Source organism: Streptomyces sp. NPDC057136, assembly GCF_042670885.1.
Lineage (GTDB): Bacteria > Actinomycetota > Actinomycetes > Streptomycetales > Streptomycetaceae > Streptomyces.
In genome coordinates this window covers 67,635-85,810 of record NZ_JBHUUV010000030.1, presented here as the reverse complement: position 1 = coordinate 85,810, position 18,176 = coordinate 67,635, and the positions used below count along the sequence as shown (strand labels likewise).

At 67.7% G+C, this 18,176-nt stretch carries 17 protein-coding genes; 14 read left to right on the top strand and 3 right to left on the bottom strand.

All coding sequences use genetic code 11. The features are described 5' to 3' along the window. Positions 1-4: 4 nt before the first annotated feature. The 3 genes from ACFT7S_RS29015 to ACFT7S_RS29005 all read right to left on the bottom strand — a co-directional run bounded on the left by ACFT7S_RS29015 (position 5) and on the right by ACFT7S_RS29005 (position 2,577). Entirely contained in the window at positions 5-841 is an 837-nt protein-coding gene (locus ACFT7S_RS29015) for a hypothetical protein (protein ID WP_382736881.1), read from the bottom strand. A 60-nt stretch (positions 842-901) separates the two neighbouring features. Then, the gene (locus ACFT7S_RS29010) at positions 902-1,165 is read right to left on the bottom strand and encodes a hypothetical protein (protein ID WP_382736880.1); all 264 of its coding nucleotides are present in this window, start codon (positions 1,163-1,165) and stop codon (positions 902-904) included. A 197-nt stretch (positions 1,166-1,362) separates the two neighbouring features. Continuing rightward, positions 1,363-2,577, bottom strand: a complete 1,215-nt coding sequence (locus tag ACFT7S_RS29005; RefSeq protein WP_382736878.1) for a helix-turn-helix domain-containing protein — start codon at positions 2,575-2,577, stop codon at positions 1,363-1,365. Positions 2,578-3,204: 627 nt separating this feature from the next. On the opposite strand from ACFT7S_RS29005, the gene ACFT7S_RS29000 reads away from it, so the two are divergent. The 14 genes from ACFT7S_RS29000 to ACFT7S_RS28935 all read left to right on the top strand — a co-directional run bounded on the left by ACFT7S_RS29000 (position 3,205) and on the right by ACFT7S_RS28935 (position 18,100). Then, on the top strand, positions 3,205-4,137 hold the full coding sequence (locus ACFT7S_RS29000) for a hypothetical protein (protein ID WP_382736876.1): 933 nt from the start codon (positions 3,205-3,207) through the stop codon (positions 4,135-4,137). Between the two features lie 227 nt (positions 4,138-4,364). Continuing rightward, on the top strand, positions 4,365-5,030 hold the full coding sequence (locus tag ACFT7S_RS28995; RefSeq protein WP_382736874.1) for a hypothetical protein: 666 nt from the start codon (positions 4,365-4,367) through the stop codon (positions 5,028-5,030). Between the two features lie 369 nt (positions 5,031-5,399). After that, positions 5,400-6,887 (top strand): DUF6801 domain-containing protein, encoded by a 1,488-nt coding sequence (locus tag ACFT7S_RS28990; RefSeq protein ID WP_382736872.1) that lies wholly within the window; start codon positions 5,400-5,402, stop codon positions 6,885-6,887. Positions 6,888-7,442: 555 nt separating this feature from the next. After that, entirely contained in the window at positions 7,443-8,426 is a 984-nt protein-coding gene (locus ACFT7S_RS28985) for an ABC transporter ATP-binding protein (protein ID WP_382736870.1), read from the top strand. Next, the gene (locus tag ACFT7S_RS28980; RefSeq protein WP_382736868.1) at positions 8,423-9,268 is read left to right on the top strand and encodes an MlaE family ABC transporter permease; all 846 of its coding nucleotides are present in this window, start codon (positions 8,423-8,425) and stop codon (positions 9,266-9,268) included. The genes ACFT7S_RS28985 and ACFT7S_RS28980 overlap by 4 nt, the downstream gene beginning before the upstream one ends. 3 nt (positions 9,269-9,271) lie before the next feature. Beyond that, positions 9,272-10,075: an MlaE family ABC transporter permease gene (locus tag ACFT7S_RS28975; RefSeq protein WP_382736866.1), complete on the top strand. Its 804-nt coding sequence runs from the start codon at positions 9,272-9,274 to the stop codon at positions 10,073-10,075. Next, positions 10,075-11,379, top strand: a complete 1,305-nt coding sequence (locus ACFT7S_RS28970; protein ID WP_382736912.1) for an MCE family protein — start codon at positions 10,075-10,077, stop codon at positions 11,377-11,379. The genes ACFT7S_RS28975 and ACFT7S_RS28970 overlap by 1 nt, the downstream gene beginning before the upstream one ends. Beyond that, positions 11,376-12,407 (top strand): MCE family protein, encoded by a 1,032-nt coding sequence (locus ACFT7S_RS28965; RefSeq protein ID WP_382736864.1) that lies wholly within the window; start codon positions 11,376-11,378, stop codon positions 12,405-12,407. Before ACFT7S_RS28970 ends, ACFT7S_RS28965 begins: the two co-directional genes overlap by 4 nt. Further along, positions 12,404-13,420: an MCE family protein gene (locus tag ACFT7S_RS28960; RefSeq protein ID WP_382736862.1), complete on the top strand. Its 1,017-nt coding sequence runs from the start codon at positions 12,404-12,406 to the stop codon at positions 13,418-13,420. The genes ACFT7S_RS28965 and ACFT7S_RS28960 overlap by 4 nt, the downstream gene beginning before the upstream one ends. Position 13,421: 1 nt before the next feature. Next, complete coding sequence (locus tag ACFT7S_RS28955) at positions 13,422-14,543, top strand: MCE family protein (RefSeq protein ID WP_382736860.1); 1,122 nt, start codon at positions 13,422-13,424, stop codon at positions 14,541-14,543. Then, on the top strand, positions 14,540-15,697 hold the full coding sequence (locus tag ACFT7S_RS28950) for an MCE family protein (protein WP_382736859.1): 1,158 nt from the start codon (positions 14,540-14,542) through the stop codon (positions 15,695-15,697). Before ACFT7S_RS28955 ends, ACFT7S_RS28950 begins: the two co-directional genes overlap by 4 nt. Further along, the gene (locus ACFT7S_RS28945; protein ID WP_382736857.1) at positions 15,694-16,947 is read left to right on the top strand and encodes an MCE family protein; all 1,254 of its coding nucleotides are present in this window, start codon (positions 15,694-15,696) and stop codon (positions 16,945-16,947) included. Before ACFT7S_RS28950 ends, ACFT7S_RS28945 begins: the two co-directional genes overlap by 4 nt. After that, positions 16,944-17,465: a hypothetical protein gene (locus ACFT7S_RS28940; RefSeq protein ID WP_382736855.1), complete on the top strand. Its 522-nt coding sequence runs from the start codon at positions 16,944-16,946 to the stop codon at positions 17,463-17,465. The genes ACFT7S_RS28945 and ACFT7S_RS28940 overlap by 4 nt, the downstream gene beginning before the upstream one ends. Beyond that, on the top strand, positions 17,462-18,100 hold the full coding sequence (locus ACFT7S_RS28935) for a hypothetical protein (protein WP_382736853.1): 639 nt from the start codon (positions 17,462-17,464) through the stop codon (positions 18,098-18,100). Before ACFT7S_RS28940 ends, ACFT7S_RS28935 begins: the two co-directional genes overlap by 4 nt. Positions 18,101-18,176 lie beyond the last annotated feature (76 nt).

Below are 18,176 nucleotides of genomic sequence, written 5' to 3'. Positions count from 1 at the left end.
CGGGTCAGGCCAGCAGAGCGCGTACGGACGTCTTCATCCTGGCGACGAACGCCTCCCGGACGTCTTCGGGAACCCGGTCGAGCGAGAGATACGGATTGAGGTCCTCCAGCTCGACGAGCAGCAGCTCACCCTCCGGGGTCCGGCAGGCGTCGACCCGCTGGATGCCGTGCGTGAGGCTGTTCCACCGGATGAAGGTCCGGGCGAATTCCAGGTCCGCAGGGCTCGGCCCGTACGGCTCCAGCACCCAGCGCCGCTCGGTGTCCGGCGCGTACAGGGCGTACTGGAAGTCGTCATCGATGAAGTAGAAGGAGACCTCGTAGCGGAAGTCGATCCTCGGCTGTACGAGCAGCGTGCCGTCCGAGCCCTCCGGCAGCACGGGCTCCGGGGTGAAGACCAGCCCGACCGAGTCCGCCCCCGCCTTCGGCTTCACGGCGTACTCCGCCGCCTCCGGCAGCAGCCCCAGATCCGCCGCCCGGTCCACGGTCGGGATCACCGGAAGCCCGGCGCGGCTCATATCGACCAGATACTGCTTGCCCGCCATGTCGCCCCTGCCGTCCAAGGGGTTGTAGACCCGCGTCTTCAGCTCGCGCGCCCGGGCACAGAAGGCGTCGTACGCCTCCTGGTAGTGCATGACGGGACCACTGTTGCGTATCACCACGGCGTCGAAGCCGTCCAGCATGGCAGCGGCGTCGCGCGGGTGGCAGAGCACGACGTCGAACTCCTCCCGCATGCGCCGGCTCAGGAAGATGTCCTCGTCGCAGTAGCGCCGGCCGCGCGCCTCGTAGGTGTAGTCGGTGACGTAGAGCACGGTCGGGCGAGGACCGGCGGGTGCGGTGGACAAGGCATTCTCCCGGGGAGGTGAGAGCGGGCAGGCGGGCGCCGCCGCTGCCCGCCATTGTCCTCACCACGCCGAGTCGGCGTGCACCGCCAGCCGCGGGTGGTAGGCGGAGAGGACCTTGTTGGCCCGGGCCAGCTCGGAGAGCGCCTGCTCACGGTCGGCCTGGTCCTCGATGCCGAGGCGGGGCCCGCGGAACCTGCGGACCTCACGCGCGGCGCAGACGGCGTCGAACTCCGCCCGCAGGATGTGCGGGGGAGTGCAGGACCCGATCAGCACGGCGACCCGGTCGGGGATCGGTACGGGGACGAGCAGGTGCGAGGCGGTCATGTGGGGTTCCCTCTCGGATGGTTGGCCAGGAGGCGGTGTGCGTGGCTGCCGGGTGGGCAGCCGACTCCTCCATATGTACGGGACGCGGTTCCAGGTTTCTCGTTGAGTGCGTCTCCGTGTCGCAACCGTTTGGGACTGACCGTCTATTTTGCCTTACTTGTAAGTAAGTTGACCCGTGGCCGAAGGCGTGATCCGGATCAGCCGGCGTCGCGCTCGCTGCGGGCACGTAGCCGCAGGGCACGCAGCACCGCTTCGGTGGAGAACCGGGCCTCCGGGTCGATCAGTTGTTGACCGAATATCGACTCCAGATTGCGCATACGGTACCGGACCGTCTGGGGGTGCACACCCAGCAACTCGCCCATCTGGGCGGCCGTTCCGCGAGTGTCGAGCCAGATGCTCAGGGTCTCGATCAGCCTCTCCCGCCGGGCGGTGCTGATCCCGCCGACCGGAGCCAGTTCGCGTTCGGTGAGCTGATCGAGGAGGGCCGGGTCCGAGAGCAGCCACAGGGTTGTGAGGTGGTCCTCGCAGTGCACGAAGGGCGCGTCGTCGATGACATCCGAGTCGACGAGTTCGAGCACCCGGCGCGCCCAGCGGATCGAGTCCGAGGCGACGGCGGTCGGGACCGTCAGGCCGATCGCGGCCCGCGTGGTGGGCAGGGACTGTTCCAGCATGTGTCTTCGGGCGTCGTCGAGGGGGCCCGGAATCAGTAAGTGCGGCTGCGGGTCACTGAGATCGGCCAGGATGTCGCGGTCCGCGCTGAACCGGTCGAGACCGGCGGGGGCGCGGATGGCGACCATGGTGACCTGTTCGGGCAGTACCCATCCCGTCTGCTCGCAGAGTTCGGCGATGGCGGTACGGGGGACAGGGCTCCCGGCGAGTATCAGATGCAGGAGACGGCGGCGCATCGCCTCGCTCTGCTCGCCGGACTGTGACTGCACTTCGAGATAGCCCTCGCGGGAAAGCGATTCCAGTTCGTCGATGTACGCGAACACGGCATCGGCGAAACTGAGCATCAGCATCGGCGAGAAGTTATAGCTGCGGCCGACCTTCTTCGCCCGCCGCAACGCCACTCGGGCGCCCAGCCGGTAGGCGCCCTGCAGCGTGTCCATGGTGCGGCCCTCGTACGCCTCGAAACGGCCGAAACGGCGGCACATGTCGTCCCGGAGCGTCGTCGATGTGGACGGCTCGGCGACCCGGTCCACGAATGAGGCGAGGCTCTGTTCCACACCGACGCGGATCGTCTGACCATTGGGTCCATCAAGTAGACGGGCGTATTCCGGATAAGCCCGGGTGACCTCTACACCGATCTCCTTGATCAGGCTCGGCAGTTCGGGACGCATGATCGCGGCAAATTCCTGGGGGAGGGGCCCCAAGGGTTCTCCGATGTCCAACGGCTGTATGAGATGTGGCATGACGTGTCCCCTTGCTCTCGGCGCCCGATGGTGGGGTGAGGCGGTGGGGGAAAGCGCTCCCACGAACCGACAGGTGCGTACCGAGTCCGCGACGAAGATAGACCAAGTCAAGGGCAGTGCCCACCACTTGGACGAGATCGGAGCGCAGGGGGCATGTATCTCGGCCGCGCCGTGGAACTCCGGCGCAGGTGAGTGAGAGCGCTCGTTTTCGGGCAATGCATTTCGGCCGCCGCGCCGTGGGTCAGAGGCGTCGTGTGCCCTCGTGGCGCCGGCTGCACGCTCCTGTTCCGTGTGCACCGCCGGCCGGGTTCTTGATCCGGGAGAGGTGTGCTTTTCCCCGCGCGTACGCACCCGTTGATAATTCCGGCACACCCGGGTGCTCATTTCTCTATTAAAATTTGGGCCCTGAAAAAGATCTTAAGCTGCAGGATTGTGTCGCAGTGTTTCCCGTGAGTAACATCACGACTTGGCTCATTAGGACGTGAAATCTGCCCGAAATTTGCCGCCCAGATCTTCCGGCTGCGGGACCGTCACGCGCCGACGTGCATTACCGAAACCGATCGCGCCGAGCCCGACTTCGAGCACAACGCCGTCATCACGTCGGCACGTCAAAAATGAGGGGACGACATGAGATCCGTGTCCAACAGAACGCGTGTGGGGCTGCTGGCAGGCTTCACGGCATTCGCCGCCGTACTCTCCACCGGTTCGGCCACCGCGGCCAGTCAGCTGAACGGCCACTGGGCTCCGTTCAACCGTTGCCCGGTGGACGCCCCCGCCATGCTGGCGGCGGACGGTGTCAACACCATCGCGACCTGCATCTCCTCCAGTTCCGCGACCGGCTCGATCAAGCTCGGCTCGTCGCAGGTCCCGACCACCAAAACCGACCTGCAGCTCGGAGTGATCCAGCGCAGCGACGGCACCACCACGCTGGTGGCTCCTCCCGAGGGTGCGCTTGTCGCCGATTCCGCGGCCATTCCCGGCGGCCTTCTCGGCCTCATGTGCCCGAGCGGGATTCCGTTCGTCTCGGCCATCTGCCGGCAGCTCACCGACGTCAGCCTGAACCGGGTCACGGCGACCATCGAACCGGCCGGAGCGCCCCGGGACTTCAACATGGCAGCGGCGTTCTCCGTCGGCGAGCCCATTCTCACCATCCCGGTGCGCATTCACCTGAAGAACCCGTTCCTCGGCGACAAGTGCTACATAGGTTCCACCTCGAACCCGGTCCTGCTGAAGCCGCAGAACGCGACGGCACCTTCGCTCTCCCTCCAGCAGTTCGAGGGCAACGGGACCCCGAGTGACACGGGCGAGATGGGCCGCTACACCTTCTCCGGCGCCAACCAGGCCGACACCGCCTTCGCCGTCCCGGGCGCCAGCGGCTGCGGAGCCGGCCTCCTGGACTGGGCGGTCAATCTCAAGACGAGTCTGCCGTCCGCCGCCGGCAACAACAACGTGAAGCTGAACGACACCTCGACGTACTTCGGGAGCCCCTACGACCCGGCATCCCTGGCCCCCGACGAGGGTAAGGCGCTGTCGCGGTTCTGGCACTCAGCGGTGAGGTGACCCGGTCGACGTGTACGTCGATCGGCACGGTACCCGGAATCGAATTCGAATTCCCAACCTGCTGAAACCGACAGGTGCGTAGGCAGGTATTCGAATTCTTCCGTGCTCATTTGACTCCCTCTCACCCGATGAGAGGGCGCACTTCCCCACGAAAGCCCGCGCCGGATCGGCTGCGTTCCCCGGAGGCAGCCCGCCCGGCCTATTCCCCAACGGGACAGGAGAAGTCCATGTTCAAGCGAACCCGCATGCTCACCGCAGTAGGTGCCGCCGCCGCGGCGGTGGCCCTGGCCGCGCCGTCCGCCGTCGCCGCACCGACCAGCTGGACCATCACACCGACCGGAGCGTTCACCGGGAGCGCCGGCCTGACGGTCCTGACGGACAACAACGGCAACAAGATCCAGTGCGCGTCGTCCGCTGCTGCGGGGTCGGCACCCACGTCCCCGGTCGCGGGAAGCCCCGCGAAGCTCGCGAACATCACCTCCATCTCCTTCAACTCGCCCTGCACCGGTCCCTTCAGCAGCACCTGGACCGTGACGACCAACGTCACGCCGCCGTGGGAGATCTGGGGCCTCGACTACACAGCCGGTGCGGGCACCAACAGCACCGGACAGGTCACGGGTGAAATCCGGGCGATCAAGGCGACCGTGAGCGGCACCAGCGTGCTGGGCCCCTGCACGTTCAACGTCGTCGGCAAGGTCGCGGCCAAGTACAACAACCCGACGAGCGGCGGAGCCAACGGCACCCTCAACACCGCCGGTGGTGGCCTCACGCTGACCATCAGCAACAAGGTGGGCGGCGGCTGCGGGATCGTCGGTGCGACGGCCGGCTTCGCGGGTCTGTACACCATCGTGAGCAGCGCGACGGGCAAGTCCCCGGTCATTGTCGGAAGCTGAGCGACCCCGATGACCGCCCGTAGGTGAATGAGGTGCCTGGCCGCGCGAATCCGGTGGCCGGGCACCCGCACGGTGCCTGCGGGCACGCACGGATTGACAACTCGTCGGCCCCGCTTTGTCACGCGGCGCCAAAGTCCGTACGTCGCTGTGCCGATTACGCGGTCGGCTCTTCCCAAGAGGTACCGGCGTGCGTACCGTACCCGCCGGTAGGGACCGTGCTCCATCTGTCCGAAGGGCCGTTGCCGAGTGGTGGACCCCGGCCTAGGCCCTGCCGTCAAGGTTCCGCCTGCCGCGCGGCGTCTCTTTGACGACAGGGCCTAGCGGCCCCCGGCGGCAACGGGTCCACGCATGCCGGAAGGACACATCTGCATGACTGTCGACCCGCGGGCCACAGTGAGGCGCCCGCTCCACCTCGCCGTGGGCGGGGCGCTCGTGGTCGCTACCGCGCTCATTCCGAGTGCCGAATCGGCGGCCGCCCCACAGGAGTCGGAGGTCCTGCTCTCCTACGCCTGTTCCTTCCCGTCCGGAACGGAAGAGATCGCTGTCCGGGTCTCCGCCGAGCTTCCCTCCGCCGTGCGGACCGGGGAGGAGATCCAGCCCGAGGGCGTCTCGGTCGAGGTGGAACTGCCGCAGTCCTCGCTGAGGCAGTTCACCGAGACGGAGGCGGCCACCTTCTCAACAGTCGCGGAGCTGACGGTCCGCAACACTCAGGGGGACGAGTCGGCCGACGCGTCCTGGAAAGACCTCAAGGCCGAACCGGTGGCCGTGCCGGCGGAAGGCGGAGCGGCCCTCGTCGCCACCGGCGACGTGCCCACGGTGTCGTTCGGCAGCCCGGGCCGCGCGACGCTGGCACCGGTGGCCCTCGACCTCGACTTCACCTCTCTTACGGCCGATGGCGCTCCGACCACACCCCCCGGGCTCGCCGTCCGGTGCGAGCCGGCCGGTGAACAAGAGGGAACGCTCGGCGAGATCGCGGTCCGCGGGACCACCGACCCGGCCGTACCCGGACCCCCCACGAGCAGCCCGGCACCGCAGCCGGAAGAGCCCCCTGCGGCAGCCGGTCCGGGCCTCTCGCCCTCGGTCAGGGAGAGGATCGAAGGGCTCATGGACCGACGTCCTGATTCCCTGGACGACGATCCGCCGTCGAGCTGCCCGGTCGAGATTCCGCCCGAGTGGGTGATGACGACCGCGGAAGCGTACGCGGCCGGTTACGCGAACGCCGCCAAACTCGACGGCGCGACCGCTCTGGGACCGGCCTTCATGAAGGTCGTCCTGAACAAGCGGTACATCGCCGACGGATGCGCCAGCACCATCGACGTGACGTCCTCGGTGGACTTCGACCACAAGGGGAAGAGGCAGCTCCCGCCGAGCAAAGCCACCTTTCTCACCTACGGTTTCATGCCGACCACCGCCACCATGGTCCTCGAACAGGTAGGAGATCCCGCCCACGTCCACAGCCATACGGTGACCGATTCGCCGGCCTGGCCGGAGGAGACCACGATCACCGCCCAGCTCACCATGCGGTTGTACGACGTCGAGGTGAACGGGGTCCCGCTCGACGTGGGTCCGAACTGCCGCACGGCCAGACCCTTCGAGCAGGTGCTGAGGGGCTATGGGCAGAGCTACCCGCGCTTTGGATACCTGGTGGCCTTCGGAGGGCCCCTCACCGGGTACGCCCATATTCCGCCGTTCGAGGGCTGCGGTGTCGACGAGGACCTCGATGCCGTCTTCACGGCCGCCGTCTCCAGTGCCGGCAAGAAAGCGGACAACTACACCAAGATGATGCAGGCACCCTTGTGCGTGGCGACCAATCCGGGAGTGAACTGTCCGCCGGCTGTCCCCGCACCGGAACGCTGAACACCCGCCGGTATTGAAGAAGCTCTTCCGGGCCGATCGCCCGGAAGAGCTTCTGTGTTTCTGTCCATCGGGGCGGCCCGGGGGACCGGCGTACTCCTCATTCCTCGACAGTTTTCCTTTGCCGGTTACTCACTCACTGACAAGGAAATTCGGTCCCGGCGCAACGTTCGAGGAAAGTATGTATCCAGTATTGCGCAGTCAGGTTACTGACCCGTAGCGTCCCGATTGGGCAGATCGGAAGCACGTTCCCACCTGCTCGTCACATGTGCGTGGGAGTCCTCCCGCGGCTCCGGCCCCCTGGGCCGCGGGACCCCGGCACACACGGAGTGCTTGCGCAGATGACGACAAAGCCGCGGCGCGGGTTTGTCATTCGGTGACAAGTGATCCAGCCAGAGATCGAAGTCCGCTGATTTTCGCTGTTCAACGGCTTGTCCTGGCGGTTTCTGCGGACATAACGTGCGCCTCCTGGTGCATGTGCGACGAGCCGCCATCGGATTTCTCAGAGCCGGAGCGCTGACAGATGACCCCGTTCACCACCACTTCGAGGGAGGGCCGATGGGAATCGAAGTAGTCGTCGAAGGCCTGACGAAGTCCTTCGGCAAGCAGAACATCTGGCAGGACGTCAGCCTGACCCTCCCGGCCGGAGAGGTAAGCGTGATGCTCGGCCCCTCCGGAACCGGCAAGACCGTCTTCCTGAAATCCATTATCGGACTGCTGAAGCCGGAACAGGGCCGGGTCCTCATCAACGGCGTCGACATGGTCAACAGTCCCGAGCGGGAAATCATGGAGACCCGGAAGCTTTTCGGGCTCATGTTCCAGGACGGTGCTCTTTTCGGCTCGATGTCGCTCTTCGACAACATCGCCTTCCCCTTGCGTGAGCACACCCGAAAGAAGGAATCAGAGATCCGGCGCATCGTCATGGAGCGGATCGACATCGTCGGACTGCTGGGCGCCGAGGGGAAGTTGCCCGGCGAGATATCCGGCGGAATGCGTAAGCGTGCCGGCCTGGCCCGCGCGCTCGTCCTGGACCCGCAGATCATCCTCTGCGACGAACCGGACTCCGGACTCGACCCGGTCCGCACCGCCTATCTCTCCCAGCTGCTCATCGATCTCAACGCACAGATCGACGCGACGATGCTCATCGTCACCCACAACCTCGACATCGCGGCCACTGTCCCGGACAACATGGGCATGCTGTTCTGCCGCAACCTCGTCACCTTCGGGCCGCGCGAGGTACTGCTCACCAGCGAGGTGCCGGTCGTCTCGCAGTTCCTCTCCGGGCGCCGTGAAGGCCCCATCGGGATGTCGGAGGAGAAGGACGCCGCCACCCTCGCCGCCGAGCAGGTGAACGGGAACGGCAGCGGATACGGTCCGCGCACCGTCGTACCGCAGCTGGAGCCCTCGCCGGGCATGCCCGTGCGGCAGGCCGCCCTGCGCCGCCGGGAGCGGGTCATCTCGATGATGGGCCAGCTGCCGGAGGCCGCCCGTACGGCCATCCTGAACAGCTACACGCCGACTATGGGCGGTGCGCGCCCATGACCGCTCCGCTGCCGGTGCGGCCGCCCGAGCCGCCCACCGGGAACGCACAGAAACCGCCTGAGCAGATACCCCCGACGCGGCTGCTCGCCCCGCTGCGCGAGACCGGGAAGCTGTTCGCCCTGGCGGCCGCCGTGACCCGGGCGATCTTCCGCAGGCCCTTCCAGATGCGGGAGTTCATCGAGCAGTTCTGGTTCATCGCCAGCGTCACCATCCTGCCCGCTGCCCTGGTCTCCATCCCGTTCGGCGCGGTCATCGCCCTTCAGGTCGGCTCGCTCACCGAGCAGCTCGGTGCACAGTCCTTCACCGGCGGTGCCAGCGTCCTCGCCGTGATCCAGCAGGCCAGCCCGCTCATCGTGGCGCTGCTGATCGCCGGGGCCGGCGGCTCGGCGATCTGCGCCGACCTCGGCTCGCGGAAGATCCGCGAGGAGCTGGACGCGATGGAGGTCATGGGTGTCTCGCCCATCCAGCGCCTCGTCGTCCCCCGCGTCCTCGCCACGATGCTCGTCGCCGTCCTGCTCAACGGCCTGGTCTCGGTCGTCGGCACCCTGGGCGGCTACTTCTTCAACGTGATCATGCAGGACGGCACACCGGGCGCGTATCTCGCCAGCTTCTCCGCGCTCGCGCAACTGCCCGACCTGTACATCAGCGAGTTCAAGGCGCTGATCTTCGGCTTCATCGCGGGCATCGTCGCCGCCTACCGCGGACTCAACCCGCGCGGAGGCCCCAAGGGCGTCGGGGACGCGGTCAACCAGTCCGTCGTCATCACCTTCATGCTCCTGTTCTTCGTGAACATGGTCCTCACGGCGATCTATCTCCAGATCGTCCCCGCGAAGGGGAGCTGACCGATGGCGATGCTCAGCTGGCTCGACAAGTCGGGCGACCATCTCACCTTCTACGTACGGGCGTTGGTCTGGATTCCGCGGACGCTGCGCCGTTGTCTGAAGGAGGTCCAGCGGCTCCTGGCCGAAGTGGCCTTCGGCAGCGGCGGCCTCGGGGTCATCGGCGGCACCGTCGGCGTGATGATCGCGATGACCCTGTTCACGGGCACGGTCGTCGGCCTCCAGGGGTACGCGGCCCTCAACCAGATCGGCACCTCCGCCTTCACCGGCTTCATCTCCGCGTACTTCAACACCCGTGAGATCGCCCCACTGGTGGCGGGACTCGCGCTCTCCGCGACGGTCGGCGCGGGCTTCACCGCCCAGCTCGGCGCGATGCGGATCAACGAGGAGGTCGACGCCCTCGAAGCGATGGGCGTGCGCTCCATGCCCTACCTCGTCACCACGCGGATCATCGCGGGTGTCGTCGCGATCATCCCGCTGTACGCGATCGGGCTCCTCTCCTCGTACATCGCGTCCCGATACATCACGGTCCTCTTCAACGGCCAGTCCGCGGGCACGTACGACCACTACTTCAATCTCTTCCTCTCCCCGGAGGACGTGCTGCTGTCGGTGCTCAAGGTGCTGATCTTCAGCGTCCTGGTGATCCTCGCCCACTGTTACTACGGCTTCCATGCCACGGGCGGTCCCGCCGGAGTGGGTGTGGCCGTGGGACGGTCGGTGCGTAACGCGATCGTGCTGATCAGCGTCACCGACTTCTTCCTCTCGCTCGCCATCTGGGGCGCCACGACGACGGTGAAGGTGGCCGGATGATGAGTGCCCAGAACACCCGGACGGTCCGCCGCAGACTCGCCGGAGTCACCTTCCTGCTCGTGCCCGTCGTGCTCGTGTGGGTGTCCGTCTCGGTGTACGAGAAGGACTTCACGGACAGCGCCACCGTGACCGTACGCACCGGGTCCGTCGGCAACGAGATGCACGACAACGCCGATGTGAAGCTGCGCGGCGTCGTCATCGGCCACGTCCGCGACATCGCGGCCGACGGAGACGGGGCCAGGCTCACCCTGGACATCCAGCCCGGCAAGCTCGGACAGATACCCGACGACGTCACCGCCCAGATGCTGCCCACCACGCTCTTCGGCGAACGGTTCGTGGCGCTGGTACCGCCGCCGATCCCGTCCACCCAGGCACTGCGGGCCGGAGCCGTCATTCCGCAGGACCGCTCCAGTAATGCCATCGAGCTGGAACAGGTTCTCGACAACGTGCTTCCGCTGCTGACCGCCGTGAAGCCGGAGAAGCTCTCCGCCACCCTCAACGCCGTCTCCCAGGCACTCGAAGGACGCGGCGACAAGCTGGGCGACACACTCGTCACGCTCGACGCCCACCTGGCCGAGTTCAACCCCCAACTACCCACGCTCAACGCCGACATCAAGGAACTCGTCAAGGTGAGCAGGGTGTACGGAGACGCCGCGCCCGACGTCCTGGACGCGCTGACCGACTTCACCACCACCAGCTCCACCGTGGCCGAACAGCAGGCGGAACTGGCGGAACTGTACGGCTCCACGACCGCGTCGGCGCAGGACATCACCGCCTTCCTCCGCAAGAACAAGGACAACCTCATCCGGCTCTCCGCCTCCGGTCGGCCGACACTGGAACTCCTCGCGACGTACTCGGACGAATTCCCCTGCACCCTGCGGACCCTCGCCGGATTCATCCAGGCCATGGACAAGGCGCTCGGCAAGGGCACCAAGCAGCCGGGACTCCACGTCACGGTCAAGTCCGTGCCGTCCAAGGGGAAGTACGTGCCGGGCAGGGACTCCCCGGTCTACAACGCGACCGGCGGACCGCACTGCTACTCGGTCCCGTACGTCGGCAGGAGCGTGCCGACCGCCGACGCCCGCAAGGCACACGCGGCCGGTGAGGTCACGGGTGAATCCCCGGCCACCGCTGAACGCCCGGCCACCGAGACCGCTCTCGGAATGCCCAACTCCCCGCAGGAGTCCCGCCTCGTCAACGAGCTGGTCGCTCCCTCACTGAAAGTCCAGCCGCAGACCCTGCCCGACTGGAGCAGCGTGCTCATCGGTCCGGCCTTCCGCGGTGCGGAGGTGAAGCTCAAGTGAAGCGCCGCTCCCTCGCGGGACCGCTCGCGAAATCGATCGTCTTCGTCCTGGTGACCGTCATCGCCACCGCCGTGCTGGCCCTGTCCATCGCCAACACGGGCGTCGGGGACACCACCACGTACAAGGCCCGATTCACGGACGCCACCGGACTGATCGTCGGTGACAGCGTCCGGATCGCCGGAGTCGAGGTGGGACAGGTCGAGTCCATCCAGGTGGCCGACAGGCGGCTCGCCGAGGTCGGCTTCGCCGTCCGCAAGGGGCGCAAGCTCCCCGCCTCCGTGACCGCCTCGATCAAGTACCTGAACATGGTCGGCCAGCGGTACATCGACCTCGACCAGGGCGTCGGCCCGGTCGGCGAGAGCTTCGCGGCAGGATCGACCATTCCGCTCGCCCGCACGACCCCGGCCCTCGACCTCACCCAGCTCTTCAACGGCTTCCAGCCGCTGTTCGAGGGGCTCTCCCCGCCGGACGTCAACCAGCTCGCCGGTTCCATCGTCCAGGTGCTCCAGGGCGAGGGCGGCACCGTCGACAGCATCCTCCAGCACGTCGGCTCGCTCACCAGCACCGTGGCCGCCAAGGACAAGGTGATCGGTCAGGTGATCAAGAACCTCAACACCGTCCTGAAGACGGTCAACGACCGCGAGGCCGGCTTCAACGACCTCGTCGTCACCCTGGAGAAGCTCGTCACGGGCTTCGCGGGCGACCGCAAGCCACTGGGCGAGGCGGTCACGGCGATGGGCGCGCTCACCACGGTCACCGCCGACCTGATCAACGACGGCCGCAAGCCGCTCAAGGACGACATCAAGCAACTCGGGCGTCTCTCCGGCCAGTTGGTGAAGGGCACGCCGCAGATCGAGAACTTCCTCCAGAAGACCCCGGCCAAGATGGAAGCGATCGGCCGCCTCACCTCGTACGGCTCGTGGCTCAACCTCTACCTCTGCGAGGCCAAGGTCAGCGGGGTCACGACGGACAACGGCAGCGCGCCGCCCACCGGCATCGCGATCACCCAACCGAGGTGCCTGTCATGAGAATCAAGCCCGTACGGGAACGCAACCCCGTCGCCGTCGGCCTTGTCGGACTCCTCGCCCTCGCCCTCATCGGACTCGCCGCCTACCGCGCCGACTCGCTGCCCTTCATCGGTGGCGGCACCACCTACAGCGCGGACTTCACCGAATCGGCCGGGCTCGCCGAGGGTGACGAGGTACGGGTCGCCGGCGTGAAGGTCGGCGAGGTCACCGGAGTCTCGCTCGACGGCAACAAGGTGAAGGTCGATTTCAAGGTGAAGGACGCCTGGATCGGCAACTCCTCCACCGCCGCCATCGCCATCAAGACCCTCCTCGGCGAGAAGTACCTCGCCGTCGACCCGCTGGGCGACGCCCCGCAGGACCCGGACTCCCGCATTGCGGCGAGCCGCACCACCTCCCCGTACGACGTCAGCCAGGCGTTCAACGGACTCGGCGAGACCATCGGCGAGATCGACACCGCCCAGCTCGCCAAGAGCTTCGAGACGATCTCCGCGACCTTCAAGGACTCACCGCCCGACGTACGCAGCGCCGCCGACGGGCTCTCCGCACTGTCCCGAACGGTCTCGGAGCGCGACGCCCAGCTCGTCACCCTCCTCAGGGGCAGCAAGCAGCTCACCAAGACCCTCGCCAACAAGAAGAGCAGCTTCGAAACCCTGCTCGAGGACGGCAACCTCCTTCTCGGCGAGATCCAGGCGCGCCGCGACTCCATCCATCTGCTGCTCACCGGAACCCGTGATCTGGGCATCCAGCTCACCGGAGTCGTCGAGGACAACAACAAGCAGCTGAAGCCCACCCTCAATTCGCTCGGCCGGGTCACGGCCGTCCTCGTGAAGAACCGCAAGAGCCTGGACAAGGTGCTGTCGCTGACCGGTTCGTACAACCGGCTCGTCGGCAACACCCTCGGCAGCGGCCGGTGGTTCGACAACTACGTCTGCGGGGTCGTCCCGAAGAACTACCTGCCGCCCCAGAACCCCGAGGTGCCCGGATGCATGCCTCCGAAGCAAGGCGGCCGCTGACATGAGACTCACGCGCATCGTCTCCATCGGCGCCGGACTCGCCGTCGTGGCCGTCGCGGCCACCACCGGAGTGATGGCCCTGGACGACGAGGGGAAGACGACCATCACCGCCTACTTCGACCAGGCCACCGGTGTGTACGCCGGATCGGATCTGCGCGTCCTCGGCGTGAAGGTCGGCACCGTCGAATCGGTCACGCCGCGCGGCGAGGAGGTCAAGGTAACTCTGCGGCTCGACGAGGGCATCAAGGTCCCCAAGGGGGCGCACGCCGTCGTCGTCGCCCCCAGCCTCGTCGCCGACCGGTACGTCCAGCTGGCACCCGCGTACGACGGGGGAGCGCAGCTCACCGACAACGCGGTGCTGCCCGCCGCCAACAACGCCACTCCCGTCGAGGTCGACCAGCTGTACGCGTCCATCACCGAACTCTCCACGGCGCTCGGCCCCGACGGGGCCAACGCCGACGGAGCGCTCGCCGGACTCCTCGACACGGGGGCGAAGAACCTCGACGGCAACGGAAAGGCCATCGGGGACTCCATCGAGCAGTTCGGCAAGGCGACGAAGACCCTGGACAAGAGCAGCGGCGACCTGTTCGACACGCTCTCCTACCTCCAGACGTTCACCACCATGCTCAAGGACAACGACGGCAATGTGCGCGCCGCCGAGCAGCAGCTCAACTCCGTCACCGGATTCCTCGCCGACGACAAGAAGAACCTCAGCGCGGCGCTCAGGGAACTCGGCACCGCGCTCGGCCAGGTGAAGACCTTCATCCAGGAGAACCGCGGCTCGCTGAAGAAGAACGTGGATGCCCTGGTGCCACTCACGCAGACCCTGGTCGACCAGCGGGCCTCGCTCGCCGAAGCCATGGACACCCTGCCGCTGGCGGCCGGCAACGTCCTGAACGTCTACGACCCGGCCAACCGCACCCTCAACGGCCGCACCAACCTCAACGAACTGTCCATGGGCGGCCCCCTCGTCGACTCCGCGACCGGTACGACGGGCCTCACCGGTCTCCAGCCGGTCGGCACCGACCGCCGCAAGGAACTGCCCGTGCTGCCGCTCCCCGAGATCGGCACCGTCTACGGCACCCCCGAGAAGACCACGACGCAGAAGGGGGCGAACCGATGAGCCGTGCCCTCCGCAGACCCGGGCCCCGCACGACCGGCGTCGCCGCCCTGCTCGCCGCAGGGGTCGCGGTCGCCCTGGTGGTGACGACCGTCGACGTACCGACGTTCACCGGCATCGACCAGGTACCGCTGCCCGGCGGAGCCGACCTCGGCGACCATCCGTACGAGATCACCGCGGAGTTCGGGGACGTCCTCAGCCTCGCCCCGCAGTCCTCTGTGAAGGTCAACGACGTCGCGGTCGGGCGGGTCACCAAGATCTCCCTCACCCCCGGCAGCTGGACCGCCAAGGTCACCATGCGCGTCAACGGAAAGATCGAGCTGCCCAAGAACGCGTACGCCCGCCTGGAACAGTCCAGCCTCCTCGGCGAGAAGTTCATCCAGCTCTCACCGCCGGCCACCGGCACCGCCCGGGGCACGCTGGCCGACGGCGGCCGGATCCCGCTCAACCGCACCAACCGGAATCCGGAGGTCGAAGAGGTCTTCGGCGCACTGTCGATGCTCCTCAACGGCGGCGGGATCAACCAGCTCAAGACCATCACCACCGAACTCAACAAGGCACTCGCCGGGCAGGAACCACAGATCCGCTCGATGCTCGGCCGCGTCGACACCCTGGTCACCAACCTGGACGGCCACAAGGAGGACATCACCGCGGCACTCGACGGTGTCAACCGTCTGGCGGCCACCCTCGCCACCCGCAAACAGGACGTCGGGACGGTCCTCACCGGGCTCAGCCCCGGCATGAAGGTCCTGGAGAAGCAGCGGGGCTCACTCCTCACCATGCTGCGCTCGCTCGAGACGCTCTCCACCGTCGCCGTCGACACGATCAACAAGAGCAAGGCCGACATGATCGCCGACCTCAAGGCCATCGCCCCCACCCTCCAGGCTCTCGCCGACTCCGGCCAGGACCTGCCCGAATCCCTCCAGGTGCTCTTCACCTATCCGTTCACCGACGAGGTGCTGCGCGGGGTGAAGGGCGACTACCTCAACGTCTACCTCGATGTGACGGCGATGCCCGGCACGCAGATCATCCCGGCGCTCACCCCGGCCGACACCCCGTCCGAGCCCCCGGCCGGCACACCCGGCACTCCGTCCGCCGCGGCGCTCCCGCTGCCTCTTCCGTCCGTCCCGGAGACCTCTCAGGGGAGCGCACGATGATCACTCTCGGCATCCGGCTGAAGAACATCGCCTTCGTGCTCATCGCCGTAGTCGTACTCGGCTATCTGGGTGTGCGGTACGCGGACCTCGGCCACTACGTCGGCATGCGCGGCTACTACACCGTCACCGTCCAGCTCCCGCAGACCGGCGGCCTGTACACCCACTCCAACGTCACCTACCGAGGGGTGTCCGTGGGCCGTGTCGGGCCGATCGAGCTCACCGACGACGGTGTCGAGGCGGAGCTGCGCATCGAGGACGACGCACCGCTCATCCCGGACAGCCTGCAGGCCGTCGTCGCCAACCTCTCCGCCGTCGGTGAGCAGTACATCGACCTGCGGCCCACCCGCAAGGACGGCCCGTTCCTCGGGAACGGCTCGGTCATCGACCAGGCCGACACCACGATCCCGGCGCCTCCCACCGACGTCCTCACCAGCGTCAACGACCTGGCGAGCTCCGTCGACCTGGAGAATCTGCGCACGGTCGTCGACGAGTTCGGCGCCGCGTTCAACGGACGCGGCGACGACCTCCAGGTCCTCCTGGACACTGGCAGCGAGTTCGTCCAGGCGGCGGACGACGCCCTGCCGGTCACGACGAAGCTGATGACCGACGGCGAAACGGTCCTGCGCACCCAGGCCGAAGAAGGCGAGGCACTCAAGGGCTTCGCCTCGGGGGCCAAGGAACTGGCCGCCGAACTCAAGGGCTCCGACACCGATCTGCGCAAGCTGATCGCCGCCGCCCCCGACGCCGCCGGACAGATCAGCGGACTGCTGCGCGATCTCGACCCGAGCTTCGGTGTAGTTGTCGCCAACCTCCTCACCACCTCCGAGGTGGCCGTCACACGCCGGCGCGGACTGGAGGAACTGCTCGTGAAGCTTCCCGCCGTCGTGGCGGCCGGAGCCGGCGCGGTCGACGAGGACGGCGCCAGGTTCGGTATGTCGGTCACCTTCTTCGAGCCGCTGCCCTGCACCGCCGGATACGGCGGTACGACCTACCGCAACGGCCTCGACACCAAGCCCCCCGCCTCGGTCAACACCAAGGCCCGCTGCGCCTCGTCGCCCGGCACCGGCATCAACGTCCGCGGCAGCGCGAACGCCCCCAGGGGCGGACCCGTGCCCGAGCCGGTCGAGCCCGGCTCGCTGCTGGGAGCCGGATCGGACACCTCGCTTCCCGGCGCACTCGGCGCCACGGCCGGAACCGGGCCCGGGGCCGACGGCATGGCAGGGCTCCTGGGGCTCGGAGGCGGCCGATGATCCGGCGTACGAAGAACCCCGCAGGCTGGGCCGCGCTGCTCGCAGCCGTACTGATCTGCGCGCTCGGCGGCTGGTCCTACGCCCAGGCACGGGGCGACGACACCCTCGCGTACGCCAAGGCCCGCGACGCCGCACTGGCCGACGGGAAGCGTCACCTCGCCCGGCTGACCAGCCTGGACGGCAGTGACGCCGGGAGCGTGAAGAGGGGGCTCGCGGCTTGGCTCGACTCCTCGACGGGTCCGCTCCACGAGCAGCTGGAGCGGACCCGGAGCAAGGATGTGAGCGAGCTGACGAAGTCCGGGGCCACGGCCCGCGGAAAGGTCACCGACGCGGCGCTCACCGCGCTCGACGAGCGGACCGGCACGGCGGCGCTGATCGCGACCGTCGACGTCGAGGTCAGCCCGCGCACCGGAAAGGGCGGCACCCAGCGCAAACGCTTCGAGGCCACCCTCGCCCGGACCGGGGACGGCTGGAGGGTCAAGGCGCTGACGGCGATCCCGGTCGGCGGCGGCGCATGAACGAGAGGGCGGGGACGGCGACAGTGGACACCGGCGTGGACACGGAGGACATCGAAGCGACTGATGCTGTGCGGGCCGTTGCGGAGGCCGACGACACCACAGAGGACGAGAAGGAGAGTGGGATACGCGGGACCGCTCGCCGGTGGCCCCGGATCGCCGGCGCGTTCCTGGCGGTCGCGCTGCTCGTCGCGGGTGGCCTGCTCTTCGCCGAGGGCCGGCAGCTGAGGGACACGCCCGCGACGTCCAACCGGGCGCTGACGGACACGGAAGCGACCACCGAGGTCGCGGGGGACGTCAGCAACGCGCTCGGCAAGGTGTTCTCGTACAGCCCCCAGGCCACCGCCGCCACCAAGGCATCGGCGCAGGAGGTCCTCGCGGGGAAGGCGCTGAAGCAGTACGCGGCGCTGTTCGGCCAGGTCGAGAAGCAGGCGGCCGACCAGAAGCTGACGCTGACCACCCAGGTCGTACGGGCCGCAGTGACCCGGCTGACCGGGAGCAGCGCCCACCTCCTGGTCTTCCTCGACCAGGTCTACGAACGCCGGGGCAAGGCACCCACCACGGCCGCCGCCCAGCTCTCCGTCTCGGCCGAACTCCGGGACGGGCGCTGGTACATCGTCGAGATCACCTCCCGGTAGCGGGGCCGCGAACCCGCACAGGCGCACGGCACGCGACTCGGAACGGACCAGATCCGCAGGCAGGGGAGAGACAGCA